This is a genomic window from Pseudomonas sp. NPDC087817 (genome assembly GCF_044742875.1).
In the GTDB taxonomy this organism is placed as follows: domain Bacteria; phylum Pseudomonadota; class Gammaproteobacteria; order Pseudomonadales; family Pseudomonadaceae; genus Aquipseudomonas.
In genome coordinates this window covers 33,993-51,266 of sequence record NZ_JBIUVJ010000004.1, presented here as the reverse complement: position 1 = coordinate 51,266, position 17,274 = coordinate 33,993, and the positions used below count along the sequence as shown (strand labels likewise).

The 17,274-nt window shown below is 59.3% G+C and carries 16 protein-coding genes; 9 read left to right on the top strand and 7 right to left on the bottom strand.

Going from position 1 to position 17,274, the window contains the following annotated elements; translation table 11 throughout:
* Position 1 precedes the first annotated feature (1 nt).
* A complete protein-coding gene (locus ACIONG_RS05500; protein WP_401297274.1) occupies positions 2-511 on the top strand; it encodes a hypothetical protein in 510 nt (169 codons plus the stop codon).
* A 199-nt stretch (positions 512-710) separates the two neighbouring features.
* On the opposite strand, the gene ACIONG_RS05495 is transcribed toward ACIONG_RS05500, so the two are convergent.
* The 3 genes from ACIONG_RS05495 to ACIONG_RS05485 form a co-directional block, all read right to left on the bottom strand.
* Entirely contained in the window at positions 711-1,301 is a 591-nt protein-coding gene (locus ACIONG_RS05495) for a helix-turn-helix domain-containing protein (protein ID WP_401297573.1), read from the bottom strand.
* 53 nt (positions 1,302-1,354) lie between these two features.
* The gene (locus ACIONG_RS05490; RefSeq protein ID WP_401297272.1) at positions 1,355-1,516 is read right to left on the bottom strand and encodes a hypothetical protein; all 162 of its coding nucleotides are present in this window, start codon (positions 1,514-1,516) and stop codon (positions 1,355-1,357) included.
* 118 nt (positions 1,517-1,634) lie between these two features.
* Positions 1,635-2,546 (bottom strand): AraC family transcriptional regulator, encoded by a 912-nt coding sequence (locus ACIONG_RS05485; RefSeq protein ID WP_401297270.1) that lies wholly within the window; start codon positions 2,544-2,546, stop codon positions 1,635-1,637.
* Positions 2,547-2,649: 103 nt separating this feature from the next.
* Between ACIONG_RS05485 and ACIONG_RS05480 the strand changes: the two genes are divergently transcribed.
* The 5 genes from ACIONG_RS05480 to ACIONG_RS05460 all read left to right on the top strand — a co-directional run bounded on the left by ACIONG_RS05480 (position 2,650) and on the right by ACIONG_RS05460 (position 7,097).
* Positions 2,650-3,195, top strand: coding sequence for a carboxymuconolactone decarboxylase family protein (locus ACIONG_RS05480; protein ID WP_401297268.1), 546 nt, complete (start codon positions 2,650-2,652; stop codon positions 3,193-3,195).
* Between the two features lie 63 nt (positions 3,196-3,258).
* Complete coding sequence (locus ACIONG_RS05475; protein WP_401297266.1) at positions 3,259-4,329, top strand: acyl-CoA dehydrogenase family protein; 1,071 nt, start codon at positions 3,259-3,261, stop codon at positions 4,327-4,329.
* Positions 4,326-5,168 (top strand): ABC transporter ATP-binding protein, encoded by an 843-nt coding sequence (locus ACIONG_RS05470; protein ID WP_103306975.1) that lies wholly within the window; start codon positions 4,326-4,328, stop codon positions 5,166-5,168. The genes ACIONG_RS05475 and ACIONG_RS05470 overlap by 4 nt, the downstream gene beginning before the upstream one ends.
* Positions 5,134-6,333 carry an ABC transporter substrate-binding protein gene (locus ACIONG_RS05465; RefSeq protein WP_401297264.1) on the top strand — a complete coding sequence of 400 codons (1,200 nt, stop codon included), beginning with the start codon at positions 5,134-5,136 and terminating at the stop codon, positions 6,331-6,333. Before ACIONG_RS05470 ends, ACIONG_RS05465 begins: the two co-directional genes overlap by 35 nt.
* Positions 6,333-7,097, top strand: coding sequence for an ABC transporter permease (locus ACIONG_RS05460; RefSeq protein WP_401297262.1), 765 nt, complete (start codon positions 6,333-6,335; stop codon positions 7,095-7,097). Before ACIONG_RS05465 ends, ACIONG_RS05460 begins: the two co-directional genes overlap by 1 nt.
* A gap of 2 nt (positions 7,098-7,099) precedes the next feature.
* On the opposite strand, the gene ACIONG_RS05455 is transcribed toward ACIONG_RS05460, so the two are convergent.
* The 4 genes from ACIONG_RS05455 to ACIONG_RS05440 all read right to left on the bottom strand — a co-directional run bounded on the left by ACIONG_RS05455 (position 7,100) and on the right by ACIONG_RS05440 (position 12,299).
* Positions 7,100-7,978, bottom strand: coding sequence for a LysR family transcriptional regulator (locus tag ACIONG_RS05455; RefSeq protein WP_401297260.1), 879 nt, complete (start codon positions 7,976-7,978; stop codon positions 7,100-7,102).
* Positions 7,979-8,067: 89 nt separating this feature from the next.
* Positions 8,068-9,249, bottom strand: coding sequence for an MFS transporter (locus ACIONG_RS05450; RefSeq protein WP_401297258.1), 1,182 nt, complete (start codon positions 9,247-9,249; stop codon positions 8,068-8,070).
* 134 nt (positions 9,250-9,383) lie between these two features.
* Positions 9,384-11,768: a DUF3772 domain-containing protein gene (locus tag ACIONG_RS05445; RefSeq protein ID WP_401297256.1), complete on the bottom strand. Its 2,385-nt coding sequence runs from the start codon at positions 11,766-11,768 to the stop codon at positions 9,384-9,386.
* A gap of 72 nt (positions 11,769-11,840) precedes the next feature.
* Positions 11,841-12,299 (bottom strand): metallophosphoesterase family protein, encoded by a 459-nt coding sequence (locus tag ACIONG_RS05440; RefSeq protein WP_401297254.1) that lies wholly within the window; start codon positions 12,297-12,299, stop codon positions 11,841-11,843.
* Between the two features lie 1,051 nt (positions 12,300-13,350).
* On the opposite strand from ACIONG_RS05440, the gene ACIONG_RS05435 reads away from it, so the two are divergent.
* From ACIONG_RS05435 to ACIONG_RS05425, 3 genes are all read left to right on the top strand, one after another.
* Positions 13,351-15,591, top strand: a complete 2,241-nt coding sequence (locus ACIONG_RS05435; RefSeq protein WP_401297252.1) for a putative bifunctional diguanylate cyclase/phosphodiesterase — start codon at positions 13,351-13,353, stop codon at positions 15,589-15,591.
* Between the two features lie 513 nt (positions 15,592-16,104).
* On the top strand, positions 16,105-16,647 hold the full coding sequence (locus ACIONG_RS05430) for a redoxin domain-containing protein (protein ID WP_078047885.1): 543 nt from the start codon (positions 16,105-16,107) through the stop codon (positions 16,645-16,647).
* 11 nt (positions 16,648-16,658) lie between these two features.
* A complete protein-coding gene (locus ACIONG_RS05425; RefSeq protein WP_078047886.1) occupies positions 16,659-17,198 on the top strand; it encodes a DsbA family protein in 540 nt (179 codons plus the stop codon).
* Positions 17,199-17,274: the final 76 nt, after the last annotated feature.

Sequence of the window (17,274 nt, the reverse complement as noted above, 5' to 3'; positions counted from 1 at the left end):
CATGATGAACGCCATGCAGATGCAAATGCCGATGAACGCCAACATGCCAATGATGCCGATGATGGGCATGCCGATGATGATGGCGACCATGACCTGCGAAATGATGGACGACGGCATGATGTGCAAGATGATGCCGGCCGCTGGCATGGACATGGCCATGTTCAAGAACAGCGGCGAAATGATGCAGATGATGATGAACTGCGGCATGCCGATGATGATGCACTGCGGCAACTTGACCATGATGTGCATGTCCCAGGCAGCCATGGCCATGCCGATGATGAACATGATGATGCCAATGCCGATGATGGGCATGCCGATGCCATCGATGAAGTGCGTGATGGAATGCACCATGATGGCCGACTGCATGATGTGCAAGATCATGCCGATGGCGGGCATGAACATGGACATGATGAAGAACTGCTGCACCCTGATGATGAAAATGATGAACGACTGCAGCATGCCAATGATGATGAGCTGCAACGGCATGCCGATGATGTGCTGCACCTGCTGATCCCGGGCAGCACAAAAAAAGCCCCCGAGGCCTCAAGGCCCGGGGGCTTTTGCATTCCACAGACCACTGCAAACCTCTGTGGGAGCTGGCTTGCCAGCGATAGCGGTGGATCAGTCGATTTAAATGCTGGATGTGCCGACGTCATCGCTGGCAAGCCAGCTCCCACAGGGGATTGTGTTAAAGCAAAGAGAGGTAAGGATCAGTCGAGGCGTTCGGGGTAGGTGACGACCAGGTAGGCGACGGCTTCACTGTCGGCCGGGTTGCGGTAGCGGTGAGGCTGGTCGGCGTAGAACAGGATCGAGTCGCCGGTCGAGAGCAGGTAGCGCTCGTCGTTGACGCTGATCTCCAGCACGCCTTGAGCCACCACAAGGTTTTCCTGCACACCCGGGCCGTGGCCCTCGGATTGGTCTTCACCCAACGGGCTCAGGCGCAATTCGTAAAACTCGGACTGACGCGCCACGTCGAATGGAAACAAGGCCCGACTGACAAACGCACCGCTGGCACTGACCAGCCGTTTGCTCTGGTTCGCCGACAACACTGCCACACCTTCAAACGCCCGGTGCTCGAGAAACGCGGCCACCGACACCTTCAAACCCTTGGCGATTTTGCACAGCACCTTGATCGACGGCACGCTGCGCCCGGACTCGATCTGCGCCAACATCGCCCGGCTCACACCGCACTGGCGCGCCAGACCATCCAGTGACAAATGACGCTTGCTGCGCAGACGCTGCAGATTCTGTGCGACCCGTTCGCAGATCGGGTCTTCTTCCAGTGATTCGAGGTTGTTCAGGTCCAGCACAGGCTCATCCGCGCTCGCCAGAAAGCGCGAGGGGTCACGGGCGTTCACGCTTGGCGCGGCTCGTTGGAATGCGCAGTCTGCACCCACTGAAACGCCTGATAACCGGCATTGCGCGCATACATTTCCCACATCGCCCGCGCAAGATTCTGGGCCTGGCGGCGTTTACGGTAGGCGGCGAAGTCGATCAGGTTGGCAGTTGGATTCATGGCGCACTTCACTGTGATCAATGACGGGATGAAAGTGAGCGTACGCCAATATTTTTATAACGATAAATACTGATTTTGTATTTGTTAATTCGTTTTGGTTCTTTGTGAAGGCAGCCCGTCAGACCCCCTCATGCTGCTTGCGATAAGCCCCCGGTTGCACGCCCACCGACTTGGCAAATGCCCGGGTAAACGCCGCAATCGATTGATAGCCGACCGCCGCACACACCTGCTCGACCGTGTGATTGGCCCGCAACAACTGACAAGCGTGACGCATGCGCAGGGCCAGCAACACTTGCCCCGGCGACTGCCCGGCCAGTTCATTGAAGCGTTTGAAGAACGCCGAGCGCGAAACGCCGATGCACGCCGCCATGCTTTCCAGCGACCACGGCAACTGCGGCTGCTCGATCAGTTGATCGAGCAGCGGCGCGAATTGCGGGTTACGCGCCAGTGCGACCAATCCGCCGAGGTGCTGGTTGTCAGCCATCTGCTGGCGCAGGACATAAAGAAACAGCAGATGGCTCAAGCGTTCAAGCAGCGTCGAGGAGGGCACCGGCAAGCGTGCGCATTCCTCCAGAATCAACTCGAACAAGGCACGGGCCGCACTGGAGGAAGGATCTCCGGCGCGCAGAATGATCCAGTCCGGCAAACCCTCAATGATCAGCGACGACAACCCGGACTTGAAATGAAAGAACCCGCAGACCAGGCCCACACCATCCTCGGCCGCACGATCCAGCGCGGTCATCGCCATGCGCGGCAGCGTCTGTGCCAGCCGCGAGTCTTCAGCGCTGGACAGGCGATAATCGAGATCGCGCAACAGGAACACTGCATCCCCGGCATTCAGCCGCAGCGCCGGTTCATGCCCGTCGATATGCAACCAGCAATGCCCCTGCACGATCAGATGAAAACTGGCCCGCGCCAGGCCATGAGTGCTGGCATGCCAGCCACCGCAATAGCGGCCGACGTGAAACAGACTCGCATCGAGTTCGAGGCTTTCTAATAACCAATCAACCAGTGGGCTGAACGAAATCATCTAATGGAAACACTCAAGAGCAAGTAATCGCTACTTTTGAATATGGATCGGAATTTTTATAACCAACAGACTGGCCGGACACTCATCAGCAGGAGTCCTCACCATGTCACGCGTCACTCTACACACCCTGCAAAGCGCACCCGAAGCAGCCCGGCCGTTCCTCGAAAACGCGCAGAAGAACTCCGGCTTCATCCCCAACTTGTTGGCGGTGCTGGCCAACGCCCCGGCCGCGCTGGAGACCTACGTTACGGTATCGGCGCTCAATGGCAAAGCCGAACTCAGTCTCGCCGAGCGCGAAGTGGTGCAACTGATTGCTGCGACCCATCACGGTTGCGATTTCTGTGTCGCAGGTCATACCGCCGTCGCGCTGAATAAGGCAAAACTGCCGGCGGAAGTGGTCAGTGCACTGCGCGAGAAAGCCACCGTGCCCGTGGAAAAACTCGAAACCCTGGCGGCGTTTGCCCGCGAAGTCATCGCCACTCGCGGCAAGGTCAGCGACCAGACCTATATCGCTTTCAAGGCTGCGGGTTACACCGAAGGCAACGCGCTGGAAGTGATTCTTGGCGTGAGTCTGGCGACCCTGTGCAACTTCGCCAACGTGTTCGCCGATACGCCGCTCAACCCCGAGCTGGCACCGTATCGCGCGTAATCGGCTCATCGATTCAGGCAGCGTCGTCTATGGTTGAGGCTGCTGCGTAAAAGGAGAAACGACATGCTCAATCCGGCATTGATGCAATGGCTGGACAACAACGCCCAGGCATTGGATGCAGGCGACGGTGACCCGCAACACGTGCTCACGCAACTGGCGAAGGCCGAGGTGTTGCGCGTCGGCATCAGCCCCGAGTTGGGGGGCAGTGGCGGCCATGTGGCCGACGCCGTGGAAGTGCTGGCCGCCGTCGCCAGTCATTCGCTGGCGGCTGCGTTTGTGTTCTGGGGCCAGCGCGCCTTCATCGAATACCTGCTGCAAAGTCCCAACCTCGCGTTGAGAGAAAAACTCCTGCCGTCGCTGCTCAGCGGCGAACTGGCCGGCGCCACGGGTTTGTCCAACGCAATGAAATTCCTCTCCGGCATCGAAGCGCTGACAGTGCGTGCCGCCACCGAGACCGATGGCTGGACATTGCACGGGCGCCTGCACTGGGTGACCAATCTGCGCAAAAGCGGTTTTGTCGTGGCCGCCGCCATCGAGCACGGGGAGGGCGGTTCGCCGTTCGTGCTGGCGATCCCCGATGGTGCGGCCGGCGTGCAACGTTCTGCCGATCTGCAACTGATGGGCCTGCAATCGAGCAACACCGCCGCCATCGAATTTTCCCGGGTGGCGGTCGGTCGTGAATGGCTGCTGCATGACGATGCGCGCAAGTTTCTGCCAGCGGTGCGGCCAGCCTTTCTCGGTTTGCAATGCGGCATGGCCATCGGTCTGGCGCGACGTGCGCTGGCGGAAGTCGAAGGGCATTTGCAGGACGGCCGCTCGATCTTGCTGGAACCGTTGCAGGAGCAACGCGAGCAGTTGGCGCACAGCGTCGATGAGCTGAAAAAAGGCCTGCACGACGGGCGTTTCCTGACCCAACCGGCGGCCTTGTTCCAGATCCGTATCGCCCTGGCCGAAGCCGCCGCGAACGCCGTGCAACTGGAATTGCAGGCCAGCGGTGGCAAGGCCTATCTCACCGAACACGGCAGTGGTTTTGCCCGGCGCTGGCGCGAGTCGGCATTCGTGCCGATTGTCACGCCGAGCCTGGTGCAATTGCGCGCCGAACTGCAGCGACAAAAACGGGAAGCGGCGGCATGAGTGCGCCGCTGCTGCACGCGCAAGGCATCAGCCTCGGCTACCCACGGGAGCAGGGCTGGCACACCGTGCTGGAACACTTCGACCTGCAATTGCAGCCCGGTGAAGTGGTGACCATTCTCGGCCCGAGCGGCGTCGGCAAATCGAGCCTGTTGCGCGTACTGGCCGGTTTGCAGCAACCGCAGCAGGGCCGCGTGAGCCTGCTCGGCGAACCCTTGACCGGTGCGCATCCGCGCGTTGCGGTGGCGTTCCAGGACCCGAGCCTGTTGCCGTGGCTGACGCTGGAAAAGAACGTCGCGTTCGGCCTCGACTTCGCCCGCCAACCGCACTTGAGCGCGGAGCAACGCAAGGCGCGCATCGATCATGCGATTGCCGCCGTCGGCCTCGAACACGCTCGTCAGCAACATCCCGCGCAACTCTCCGGCGGCATGGCCCAGCGCACCGCGCTGGCCCGTTGTCTGGCGCGTCAGCCGCAAGTGCTGTTGCTCGACGAACCCTTCGGTGCTCTCGACGAAATCACCCGTGCCGACATGCAACAACTGCTGCTGCAATTGATCGCTGACCATCAAACCGCTGCCGTGTTGATCACCCACGACATCGACGAAGCCCTGCTGCTCTCCGAGCGGATTCTGCTACTGGGTGACAGCCCGGCGCACATCCTCGGCGAGTGGCGCATCGACCTGCCGCAGCCACGCGCCGAGTTGGTTGAAGAACTGGGCGCGCTGCGCATCGACATCCTCAAAACCCTTCGGCGGGCGAGCCGCAATCCTCACACCCATCCTTTGCCCGCAACGTCGGAGATTGACCATGTGCCTGGACGACTTCACTCACACACGTCGTGACTTCCTCAAACTCAGCGCGCTGCTGACCGCTGGCGGCGCGTTGCCGCTGCTCAACAGCCTGAGCGCTCGCGCCGCGTCCGAGCCAAATGCCCCGGTGCGCATCGGTTATTTGCCGATCACCGACGCCACGCCGTTACTGGTCGCGCACAACAATGGTCTGTTCGAGGCCGAGGGCATTCAGGCCGAGCGCCCGGTGCTCCTGCGCAGTTGGGCACAGGTGATCGAGGCGTTCATTTCCGGCCAGGTCAACGTGATTCACCTGCTGTCGCCGATGACGGTGTGGGCGCGCTACGGCAGTAAAGTCCCGGCCAAGGTCGTCGCCTGGAACCACGTCGGCGGCTCCGGCCTGACCGTGGCGCCGGGCATCACCGAGGTCAAGCAATTGGGCGGGCAATCGGTGGCGATTCCGTTCTGGTATTCGATCCATAACGTGGTGGTGCAGCAGCTGTTTCGCGACAACGGACTGGTGCCGGTGAGCAAGTCCGCCAGTGCTGCGCTGGCGCCAAACGAAGTCAATCTGCTGGTGTTGCCACCGTCGGACATGCCGCCCGCGCTGGCGACCAAACGCATTGCCGGTTACATCGTCGCCGAGCCCTTCAACGCCTTGGCCGAAGACCTCAAGGTCGGCCGCGTGCAACGCTTTACCGGCGACGTCTGGCGCAATCACGCCTGCTGCGTGGTGTTCATGCACGAGCAGGATCTGAACAACCGCCCCGAGTGGTCGCAAAAAGTCGTCAACGCCATCGTCAAGGCGCAGGTGTGGACCCGCGACAACCGCGCCGAGGCCGCCAAACTGCTGTCCAAGGACGGCAGCAACCGCTACACGCCGCACGCGCAACCGGTGCTCGACCGGGTGCTGTCGCCCGCCGTCAGCGACCGCGAACAATACCTGGCCAGCGGCGCGATCCAGCACAGCCATTGGGACGAGCAGCGCATCGACTTCCAGCCGTACCCGTTCCCCAGCTACACCGAAGAACTGGTCAAACGCCTCAAGGACACCCTGATCGAAGGCGACAAGGGCTTCCTCGCCAACCTCGATCCGCAGCACACCGCGCGCGATCTGGTCGACGAGCGTTTCGTGCGCAATGCCATCGCCGCTGTCGGCGGCATGCAGACCTTCGGCCTGCCGGACAGCTTCGAACGCAGCGAGGAGTTCAGCCTCTGATGCGCACGCAAACTTCATCGACACTCCACGGTGTGCTGGGCGTGGCCGGGCTGTTGTGCCTGTTGCTGCTGTGGTGGCTGGGCGTGCACGTGTTCGGCGGTAGCGACAGTCTGGCGCAGCGCTTTTCACCCGAAGCAACGCTCGCAAGCCTCGGCGAACTGCTGCTGCGCCCAGAGCTGTACGAGCATGTGCTGGTCAGTCTGAAACGGATTCTGGTCGGCCTGCTACTGGCGTTGCTGATCGGCGTGCCGTTGGGCCTGATGATCGGCAGTTACCGCCATCTGGAAGCAGCGACCACGCCAGCGTTTCAGTTTCTGCGGATGATTTCGCCGCTGTCGTGGATGCCGGTGGTGGTGATGCTGATGGGCGTCGGTGATCAGCCGATCTACTTTCTGCTGACCTTCGCCGCAGTGTGGCCGATCCTGCTCAACACCGTCGCCGGCGTGCGCCAACTCGATCCGCGCTGGCTGCAATTGAGCCGCAGCCTCAGCGCCACGCGCTGGGAAACGCTGCGCAAAGTGATTCTGCCCGGTGTGCTCGGCCATGTGCTGACCGGCGTGCGGCTGTCTATCGGCATCCTGTGGATCGTCCTGGTGCCGTGCGAAATGCTCGGGGTCAGCGCGGGGCTGGGCTATTTCATTCTCGATACGCGTGATCGCCTGGCGTACTCGGAATTGATGGCAATGGTGCTGCTGATCGGTGTGCTGGGTTTTGCCCTTGATGCGTTGGCGCGGTGGCTGCATCGGCGCTGGGCGCCGGCCTGAGGTCAGTGGAAGGCGTTGAGCAGGAAATCGCGCACGTATAACAGGCTCGGGCTCTTGATCACGCTTTTGCGCCACACCAGATACAGCGCGTTGACCGGCGCTTCGTTGGGCAACGTCGGCGATATCAGCCGACCGTCAGCGATGGCGTCGGCGCACTGGTAATCCGGAAGGACACTCCAGCCGTGACCGCCGAGCAGCAGGTCCTTGATGATCCGCAGATCGGGGATGGTCAACGCGGCTTGCAGTTGCGGCGCGACCTGAAACATCGTCGTCCACAACGGCCGTACCAGCGCCAGATCCTCGTCAAAAGCAATCAGCGGCACTTGCTTGAGTTGCTCTGCGGTCGGCTGTTGCCCGAGGCGTTCCAGCAGACTCGGCGCGTACACCAGCAACATGCGTTCGGTGAGCAGATGCGCGTAGCCATGGGAGTGTTCGTCGGGCATGGACGCGGTGATCGCGAAGTCGATTTGCTTCGAATCGAGCATTTCATAAATGCGTTTTTTAGCGCCCGTGTGAAAGCGCAGGGTGAAGCCTTCGTTCATCAACGGCGCGAGGCGAGCGGCGACTTGCGCGTGGATGAAGTCCGAAGGGCCGACCAGGTGCACTGTGCCGCCCTTCATCAGGCCCGGGCGCAGCGAGGCAATCTTGCTTTCCAGTCCGTCGAGAAACGGCGCCACCGAGCGCGCCAGTTCATCCCCGGCTTCAGTCGGCTCGACACCACGTGGCAAGCGCTGGAACAGCGGTTTGCCGACCAGCGCTTCCACCGCTTGGATGTGCATTGATGCTGCCGGTTGGGTGATGCCCAGGTGTTCCGCTGCCCTGGAAAACGACTTGGCGCGGTAGGCTTCGAGGAAGGTTCGCAAGTGGGTGAGGTGGCTCATGGTGCTTTGGCGCCCAAAGGATGACGGTTGCTTTTACCACTGTGCCTGCCGGAACGGAACGCCATTACGGCGTTCCGCCTATCGAAGGCCTACAGGTTCTCAGCCGCCCGATAGTTTGATGTGGCCGACATCTGACTCAGCACCAGCAACAGGCCCAGCGCCGAAACCGCTGCACCGGTGAGCCCGACGAAGCTCAGACCAACCTGACTGATCGTGACGGCGCCCAGCACTGACCCCAGCGCGATTCCGGAATTGAATCCGGCAATGTTCAACCCCGCCGCGACCCCATGAGCGTGCGGCGCATGACGCTCGGCAACCCCGATCAATCGCGCCTGCAACGCCGGCACTGCGGCGAAGCTGAACATACCCAGCAGGGCGACCAGCACACCCATCATCAACGCTGAACCTGAGAACGCCCACATGCCCGCCGTCACCAGCACGATGCCGGCGATCAACGCAGCACTGGCGCGGTCGACACCCCAGGCATCCGTCAATTTACCGCCCAACACATTGCCGATAGCCGCCATCACGCCGTACAACAACATGAACACGCCGACCGTGGCGGCGGTGGTGCCAGTGACCTCGGTAAGCACCGGTGCGATGTAGGTGTAGGCAACGAAGGAACCGGCATAACCCAGCACCGTCACCAGTGCGCCGGCCAACAACTTGCCGTTGAGCAACGCCTTGAGACTGTGCAACGCCGAGCCGCTGTCGGCAGCTGTTGGCAACGGATCACGCATGCCGAAGAGCAAACCGAAGAAGCCAATCGCACCGAACACCGCAATCGCCGCCAACACCAGACGCCACGACATCACACCGCCGAGATAGGTGCTGATCGGCACACCAATCGCCATGGCCAAGGTAAAGCCACCGAACACCACCGCAACCGCACTGCCAGCCCGACCGGGACCGGCCAACCGCGCCGCCGTGCTCGAAGCCACGGCCAGAAACAGACCATGCCCCATGCCGGCGATAAACCGCGCGACCAGCATCAGCGTCAATGTCGTCGAAAATGCCGCCGCCAGGCTACCGACGCTGAACACCAGCGCCGTGGCGAGCATCACGTTCTTGCGTGACCAGCGGGCGGTCAATGCACTGAACAGCGGCGCGGACAGCGTGGCGCCCAAGGCATATGCCGTGACGGTCGCCCCGGTGGCTTCGACGTCGACGCCGAGACTGCGGGCCATGACGTCCGTCAGACCGATCGGCACGAATTCGGCCAGACCCAGGGCGAAAGCGCTAAGGGTGAAGATGTAAATGACAAAGGGCATGTGAGCCTCTCTCGGAAGGGGAAGATGGCGAGAGGCTAGAGAAAGAAGATTTATAAATGAAATTGTCTATTTGGCGTGCAGGTATAAATCCATTTATGTCAGCTCCTGCGGGGGGGGGGGGGCTGCAAGGTGAGTCAGGCACTTGCTGGCGGCTTCGCCAACTCAATCCCCGCCGCCCCCAATCGCTTGAGAATCTCGAACAACAAATCACTTTTAGTCACCCCGACAATCCTCGGGCTGCCCACATACCCCGTTATGGTCAGCGTAATGCCCTCCGGCGACAACTTGCTGAAACGCACGAACGCCGCCGGTTTGTCGAGGATGCTTTCGTTCTCCCGGTAAGTGCTTAGCAGCAGTTCCTTGACTTGCTCGGGATCGATATCCAGCGGAAACATCAGCTCCAGCGACGCCACACCCTGAGCGCTGCCGCCCAGCGTTACGTTGCGCAGGTTCTGCGAAATCAGTTGGGAATTCGGCACGATCACAATCGAACGGTCGCTCAACTGAATCTCCGTGGCGCGCACATTGATCCGGCGAATATCGCCCTCAACGCCACTGATGCTGATCAGATCCCCCACCTTGACCGGGCGCTCGGTCAGCAGAATCAGACCCGAAACAAAGTTCTTCACGATCTCCTGCAAACCGAAGCCGATACCCACCGACAGCGCACTGACGATCCACGCCAGATTGGTCCACTGCACCCCCAGCGACGACAGTGTCAGCAGGATCACCAGCGCATAACCGATATTGGAAAACAGCGTGCTCAACGACGCGCACATGCCCGGGTCCATATCGGTCTTGGGCAGGAACTCGTTGTCCAGCCAACGGCTCAAGGCACGGATCAGGTAGATGCCGATCAACAGCGCCAAAACCGCGTTGAGCAAATGCCCGGGCACGATGTTCAACTTGCGCAATCCAGCACCACCGAGGATCGCCATGATGTTGTGGAACAACTGCCCCAGCGTCGTGCCGATGCCGCCAACAAACAGCGCGATGACTGCTAGCAGTAACAGCCCGGCGCGGCTGACCCCGGAGAGCAGAATCGAAATCTGATCCAGCCGTCGATCGCCAATGCCCAGCAACTGCTTGAGCGCCTTGCCGCTTGAATGCTTGGGCGAGAACACGTACTCGCAACCGTCCTTGATGACCTGGATCAGCAAGTAAAAACCCGACAGCACGATATAAGCCCACACCACTTCATAGGTGATGAACCGCGCCAGCGACACGTAACCGGTGAGCAGGGCAACGGCCGAGACAAACATCGCCAGACTGACAGCGGTGTAGATCACCCCGGCAAAGGTGTTGCCCGTCGCCTGCGGATCATTGGCGGCAAGCAAGCCTTTGCGCACTTTGCTCACGCGCAGCAGCATCGTCACGACGATGACCATCACCACCATCGCAATCACGCCCCGTCCGGCAATCACGATCTGGCTGCTCATGCCGGTGGCGTTGCTGACCTGCACCAACGTCACCAGCACCAGCAAGGTGCCGGAAAGAATGCGCGGGTAGGGCTTCAACGCCAGCGCCACAGGATCGGCAATCGCTGGCAGCCGCCACGACGGATGCCTGGTCGACAACAGCGCGCGGCTCAGCCCGGTGATCAGCACGCAGGCATAGACAACCTTGGCAAACTCCTCGGAAAACGTCTCCAGCACCGGCGGCAAAGGCGCGTGCCGGGTGCAGGCGTAAAACAGGATCTGCAGGGCAATTCCCGTGGTGACGATGGTCGCCAGCGCCGAAGCAAACGCCAACGCACTGCGCCGCACACGCCCCTCCGGCATGCGATGAATACACAACCACGTCAGGCCCCGATCAGCCAGCCTGCGCCCGACTGTCCAGATCAGCAGTGCCAGCAACACCAGCACCGTCGTGTAAAACCGCTGCCCCGGCGCCCACACCGTCGCCCATGTATCGCCCACCTGGCCAACAAAAAAACGCAAACGCTGCCGATCGTCATCCCGAGGATTCACCAGCGGCGCCCAGAAATCCGGACTCAACACCGTGCCAGTGCCCAGCGTCAGCTCACTCTCCAGCAACGTGCGTCGGATCCCGGCAATCTGCGTGATCAGATCCGCCGCACTCTGCTTCAACGCCGCCAGGTTCTTCAGCGTCGCATCGACCTTGTTCTTCTGCTCCGCCAGCGACGCCCGCTGCGCGATGATATCCGCTTGCTCCGACGCCACCCCCGTATCCGGCGCCGCCCCCAGCACCCCCAACTGCACCGCCAGTTGCGCCTGCTGCGGCAACAACGACGCCGACAACCGATCGACATCCAGAATGAACGCCTGCACCCGATCCTGCGGCCCTTCGAGTTGGTTGTAATTGTTCGCCGACGAAATCTGCTGCTTGAGCCCATCGAGCCGCTGTTGCAGCGCCTGCAAGTCACTTTGATTGATCACCGGCAACGGCGCGGCTGCGGTCTCGGAAGGCGCGGGCAGATCCGCCGCCCACGGTGAAGAACCGCCCGAAACGAGCAGGATGAGTGCGATAAAAAACAGCGAGTTCAATGTGTTGCGCATGGAAAGGACGGACCCGAATTGATCACACAGTCTATGAGGGTAGGTGATCAGGGCGCGGTTCGAGGAAAAGTTTCAGGGGAGCAGGTGGATCAGCTCGGGTTGCAAGGCGTCTGGAGTGACATCGAGCAAGGCCAGCGTGACCGGGAGTTTGAAACGACGGCGACCGGCGCTGCCGGGGTTGAGGTACAGGCGATTGCCGCGGCATTCGATCAAGGGCTTGTGCGAGTGGCCGGTGATGATGAGTCTGATGGTGGGGTCGAGGTCCGTAGGGACGTCGGCAATGTCGTGGGTGAGGAGGGTTTGCCAGCCGTTGAGGTTGAAGGTGAGGTGGTCGGGGAGGGCGGCGGCCCAGGGGAGGTTGATGTCGTTGTTGCCGCGTACGGCGTGGAGTGGGGCGATTTCGGCTAGTTGGTCGAGGATTTCAGGGCTGCCGATGTCGCCGGCGTGGATGATGAGGTCGACGCCTTGGAGGAAGGTAAGGGCTTCGGGGCGGAGGAGGCCGTGGGTGTCGGAGATGATGGCGGTTTTCATGAGGGGGAGATTAGCAGGGAATGGGGCTGCTTTCGGCCAGAAGCAGACGCCTATGAACGAAAGTGCTTAACTAATAACCAAGAACACACTGCTGATAAATTTCACTTGTGTTACCACCCTATAGTTAGGTGCTCAGTTAATGCGTATCCAGGATCATAAACTAGCGTGGCGCTGGATCGACCCAGCGTATGCGGTGTTGCCAGAGGAAATCCTCGTGCAGATGCAGGTAGTGCTGCCTGAGGAGGCGAGGGAGCTGCACAATCGAGCGCTAAAGTTTTTGGGCAATCACAGCTTGAGCATCGAGTTACGTCCTGAAATATCCAACGCAGAAGAGGCCGCGTCGGAGGCTTGCTCCAATTGGCTGAAACAACTCCAGCCACATCTAGAGCAGCCGGTATCACTTTCTTGGGATGCAGAGACAGCCTTGCGCACAACATGGGAGGTGTTCATATCTTTCTGGCCGGAGTTCTGCTATCCGTCCTCGGATGATCTAGTTGTATTTCCAGAATCAGAGGCGTGGGTGCTCTTATACCATCATGACCGAGAGTTTCACTTTGGTAGACGATCGGGCAAAGCTTAGCAAGCCGCTGCAACTCGGCGCTTATCCTTGCGACAACTTTAGACACATGGATGTCCGCTTTTGGCCGATAGCTGCCGTCCACAAATGACTGCTTTCGGCCATAGGCAGTATGACGGGACTCCAGTAGAGCGGTCTGTAGGGCACGGACGAAATCGCTAGGGTGCGGCGTCGTCTTGGCATCGCCCACGCCGTAGCCACGGGTGAACAATCAGGCTTGAAAATCGCAGCGTTCGATCTGGCCACCTGCGGTGTCGTGAACGTCCGTAAAAGGGCGGATTTCCAAAAGTCGAGACAGCGAAGTCAGCCAGACGGCAACAATGTGATCCTGCTTTTTTTGTTAGATCTGAGTCTGTTTTTAACGGGGCGACGCTCTATAGAGTGTATATCCGACGCACAAGTGGACAGTGATCGGCCCGCTACTGTTTCTGGCTCTCTGAAGACCGGACGAATCGAGAGTCTTCAGGAATCACCATGAATACTCGTCCAAGCTTTCAGAGCAAGACCTTCCCCCAATCGCAACGTGACATTCTCGGCATGATCGCGACCGATCAGCATCTGGGCGATGTACTCTGCGCCATCTGCCAGATGCTCGACACACAGACTCCCGAAACCTACTGCTCTATCCTGCTGGCGGATGCAGAGGGCAAGCACTTACTCTACGGCGCGGCACCAGGCCTGCCGGCCGAGTACAGCGAGGCGATAGATGGAATGGCCATTGGTCCGCAGGAAGGGACCTGCGGCACAGCAGCGTTCCGGCGCGAGCTTGTAGTCACCGAAGACATCGCACGGGACCCGAACTGGGAACGTTTCCGCAGCCTGGCGCTGGGGCATGACCTGCGTTCCTGCTGGTCAGTCCCTTTGCTCTCCCATGAAGGAACGGTGTTGGGGACATTTGCCCTGTACCAAAAGAGTATCCATGCGCCGGACGAGGTGCAGATTCAACAGCTGGTGTTTGCCGCGCAACTGGCAGTCATTGCGATCCGTCATGAGCGTGACGGTCGGCGATTGGAGGAGAGCGAACAACGTTTTCGTTCATTGTTCACCTATAACCCCAACCCGGTGTTCGCCCTCGATCTGGCCGGCAACGTCCAGAGCGTCAATCCTGCGGGCCTGAAGCTGAAACCGCAGACGGCCGTCAATTTCATTGGTCATCATTTTTCCCATCTTGTACTCGATGAGGATCTGCAACGGGTCAGTCAGCATTTTTGCGCAGCCCGTGCCGGATCGCCTCAGCGCTTCGAGGCACAGCTTCGCGACGAAAGTGAGCAACTGTTGACCATGGATATCTCCAACCTGCCCATCATGGTCAACGGAGAGATTGTGGGAGTATTCGGCATTGCCCGGGACATCAGCGCACAGAAAAATTTCGAACGCGAATTGAGCTTCAATGCCAGCCATGACCGGCTGACCGGTTTGCTTAACCGTGTTTCGCTTGAAGAGCGACTTGTTCGGGATTGCCACATTAGTCGTCGGCGTAATCGGCGTCTGGCGGTAATGTGCATTGATCTGGATGGATTCAAATCCATCAACGATTCGATCGGGCATTACTTCGGCGATCAGGTGCTGATCGAAGTGTCGCAACGCATGACCCAGCAAGTTCGTCCCGGTGACACCATCGTGCGCATGGGCGGTGACGAATTCATTGTGCTGCTGCCGGACCTGCTGCGTGACGAGGACGCAGTGCCAGTCGCCGAGCGCTTGATGGCCAGCATTGCCAGACCCTACTGCATCCAGGGCATTGACCTGCATGTGAGTGCAAGTGTCGGCATCACCCTGAGCGATGGTCACATTGAGCAGCCGATGCAACTGATCCAGCAGGCTGACATGGCCATGTACAAAGCCAAGCAGCAAGGGCGCAACAACTTTCAGTGGTACACCAGCGAGCTCAATCAACGTGTTTGCGAGCACGCGAGCCTGCGCAATGACTTGCAAAAGGCTATCGAAACTCAATCCTTCCAGCTGCATTATCAACCGCAGATAGACGCACGCACGGGGCAGGTGGTCGGGATCGAAGCCTTGCTGCGCTGGGAGCATCCGGTAAAAGGATTTATCTCACCAGCGGTGTTTGTAACAGTGGCTGAAGACAGTGGTCAGATCATCCCGCTGAGCCTTTGGGTACTCGATACGGCCTGCGCGCAGTTGCGTCAACTGGGCGAGCAGGGCATCACAGGCATCTCGATGGCCGTGAATATTTCGCCGATGCATTTCCAGCGTGGGCAGTTCGTCGAGTGTATACAGGCAGTGCTGAACAGGTACGAACTTAGCGCCGGGCAGTTGGAACTGGAGATTACCGAGTCGCTTCTGTTGCATAACGTTGAGCAGGCGATCGACACGTTGCACCAGCTCAAGGCTCTAGGTGTACGCATTGCGCTCGATGATTTCGGCACCGGTTATTCCAGCCTCAGCTACCTCAAGCGCTTACCCATCGACAAAATCAAGATTGACCGTTCTTTCATCCGGGATATCGCTACCGACCATCACGATGCCGCGATCACCCAAGGCATTATTTCCATGGCCCATCACCTCAGCCTGACGGTGGTCGCCGAAGGTGTGGAAACCAAGTCTCAAGTGGATTTTCTCAAGGGCGGTCGCTGCGATGTTTTTCAGGGGTATTACTTTGCTAAACCGATGCCCTATGCTGACCTCGAAGCTTTCCTAAGCCTTCGCGCGTCCCGGTCCCTGACGCCCGATCTTGTCTGTTCCGAAGTTTGAAAAGGCGAATCTTCAGATTCGAACGAGTCCGGTTGCCCTGAACCACACTTCAGTTGCCACTTCGGTCCTGGAGCGTTCCTGTTGAGCGCTTCAGATCTTTTGCCGGGTCTAGAAGCGTTTGGGAAACTGAGCGCTTTAGACCCAAGCTCTGCTCAACACGCCTGGCCGTGGACGCATTAAGCGCGTGACTGTTGTTGGCACTGGAGGGTACCGAAAATTCGTTCAGTTACTACGGTAAGCGTCATCAACGACTATAGTCATTGGTGAGCCAGAGCGAATCCGACCATTCCCCTGCCAACCTGGCCTAATCCAATTCCGCGATTACACGGCGGATCTTCTTGTGTTCCTTGATGCGGAACGTAAACGTTTCGCTGCCGAAATTACTCAGGCTCAGGCTGAGATCGAGGCAGTGTTGTCTTTTTTTTTCCCCTTGATGGTGGATGGAGTTATCCCGCCGGGCACGTCGTATCCCACTGAGCACGTCCCAACCACCCATCTATCAAGGTTCAAGCAATGAATACTTCAGAGTTAGATGATGCACAAAAAACCAATGGCGACCTGGTTCAGGGTCCGCTGCCGGCCGGCACTGTCGCGCCCGACTTCACTCTTCACGCAACCCCTGATCAACAGTTGTCGCTGCGTGAGCTAAAGGGAAATCCCGTGATACTGGCGTTTTATCCCGCTGACTGGACTTCGGTGTGTGGTGACCAACTGACCTTGTACAACCAGTTGTTACCCACCTTCAGAGAATATGGTGCGGTGCTATTGGGTATCTCGGTTGACAGCGCCTGGTGTCATCAGGCCTTTGCCAAAGATCGAAATTTCCACTTCAGCCTGCTGGCCGATTTCGAGCCCAAAGGGGCGGTGGCACGACAGTATGGAGCGTACGAGTCCCAGCTCGGAGTTTGTAAGAGGGCACTGTTCGTGATTGACAAGGAGGGGGTGGTCGCCTGGAGCTACGTCTCACCAATGGCAATCAACCCTGGGGCGGACGGCATTCTGGATGCGCTGGATGCTCTGGTGAATTCGCCACAAAGCACGCCAACCAAAAATTAACAGGTGATTACATGGCCACTCTCAAAGTCCCGGTAAGTGCCAACGACCATCGCCAGGGAAGTGCGCATGCCAAGGTCACCTTGGTGGAATTTGGCGACTATGAATGTCCCTATTGCGGTGAAGCTTATTGGATGGTCAAGAATCTGCAACAGCATTTTCGCGATGACTTGCTGTTTGTGTTCCGTAACTTCCCTCTGACCACCGCTCACCCCCATGCATTGGGTGCAGCGGTCACCGCTGAGTATGCCGGGAGTCGAGGATTCTTCTGGGAGGCCCACGACGAATTGTACGAAAATCAGGATCGATTGGGCCTGCCGCTGTATCGCGCCATCGTTCTCAAACACGGCCTTCCCAAGGAGGAATTCGATCTTGCAATGCAAGAGGATACTTACATTCCCAAAATACAAGCCGATTTCAATGGCGGTGTACGCAGCGGCGTGAATGGCACCCCAGCGTTTTACATTGACGGGCTTCGCTATGACGGAGTTCCAGAGTTCATCGGGATGAGTCAGATGATTGAGCTTTTGTTAGTGCGTGGACGAAATCGCTAGAGAGCCAAATCGGCTTGGCATCACCCACATCGGAGCCGAGGAAAAACCAACGTTAGCTTCCTTTTACATTAAAGAG

Bases quoted from the DNA above. Each gene is read 5' to 3' on its own strand.
- ACIONG_RS05500 (WP_401297274.1), top strand. From the start codon at position 2: ATGATGAACGCCATGCAGATGCAAATGCCGATGAACGCCAACATGCCA.
- ACIONG_RS05480 (WP_401297268.1), top strand. From the start codon at position 2,650: ATGTCACGCGTCACTCTACACACCCTGCAAAGCGCACCCGAAGCAGCC.
- ACIONG_RS05485 (WP_401297270.1), bottom strand. From the start codon at position 2,546: ATGATTTCGTTCAGCCCACTGGTTGATTGGTTATTAGAAAGCCTCGAA.
- ACIONG_RS05460 (WP_401297262.1), top strand. From the start codon at position 6,333: ATGCGCACGCAAACTTCATCGACACTCCACGGTGTGCTGGGCGTGGCC.
- ACIONG_RS05475 (WP_401297266.1), top strand. From the start codon at position 3,259: ATGCTCAATCCGGCATTGATGCAATGGCTGGACAACAACGCCCAGGCA.
- ACIONG_RS05425 (WP_078047886.1), top strand. From the start codon at position 16,659: ATGGCCACTCTCAAAGTCCCGGTAAGTGCCAACGACCATCGCCAGGGA.
- ACIONG_RS05490 (WP_401297272.1), bottom strand. From the start codon at position 1,516: ATGAATCCAACTGCCAACCTGATCGACTTCGCCGCCTACCGTAAACGC.
- ACIONG_RS05435 (WP_401297252.1), top strand. From the start codon at position 13,351: ATGAATACTCGTCCAAGCTTTCAGAGCAAGACCTTCCCCCAATCGCAA.
- ACIONG_RS05465 (WP_401297264.1), top strand. From the start codon at position 5,134: ATGTGCCTGGACGACTTCACTCACACACGTCGTGACTTCCTCAAACTC.
- ACIONG_RS05455 (WP_401297260.1), bottom strand. From the start codon at position 7,978: ATGAGCCACCTCACCCACTTGCGAACCTTCCTCGAAGCCTACCGCGCC.
- ACIONG_RS05450 (WP_401297258.1), bottom strand. From the start codon at position 9,249: ATGCCCTTTGTCATTTACATCTTCACCCTTAGCGCTTTCGCCCTGGGT.
- ACIONG_RS05430 (WP_078047885.1), top strand. From the start codon at position 16,105: ATGAATACTTCAGAGTTAGATGATGCACAAAAAACCAATGGCGACCTG.
- ACIONG_RS05445 (WP_401297256.1), bottom strand. From the start codon at position 11,768: ATGCGCAACACATTGAACTCGCTGTTTTTTATCGCACTCATCCTGCTC.
- ACIONG_RS05470 (WP_103306975.1), top strand. From the start codon at position 4,326: ATGAGTGCGCCGCTGCTGCACGCGCAAGGCATCAGCCTCGGCTACCCA.
- ACIONG_RS05440 (WP_401297254.1), bottom strand. From the start codon at position 12,299: ATGAAAACCGCCATCATCTCCGACACCCACGGCCTCCTCCGCCCCGAA.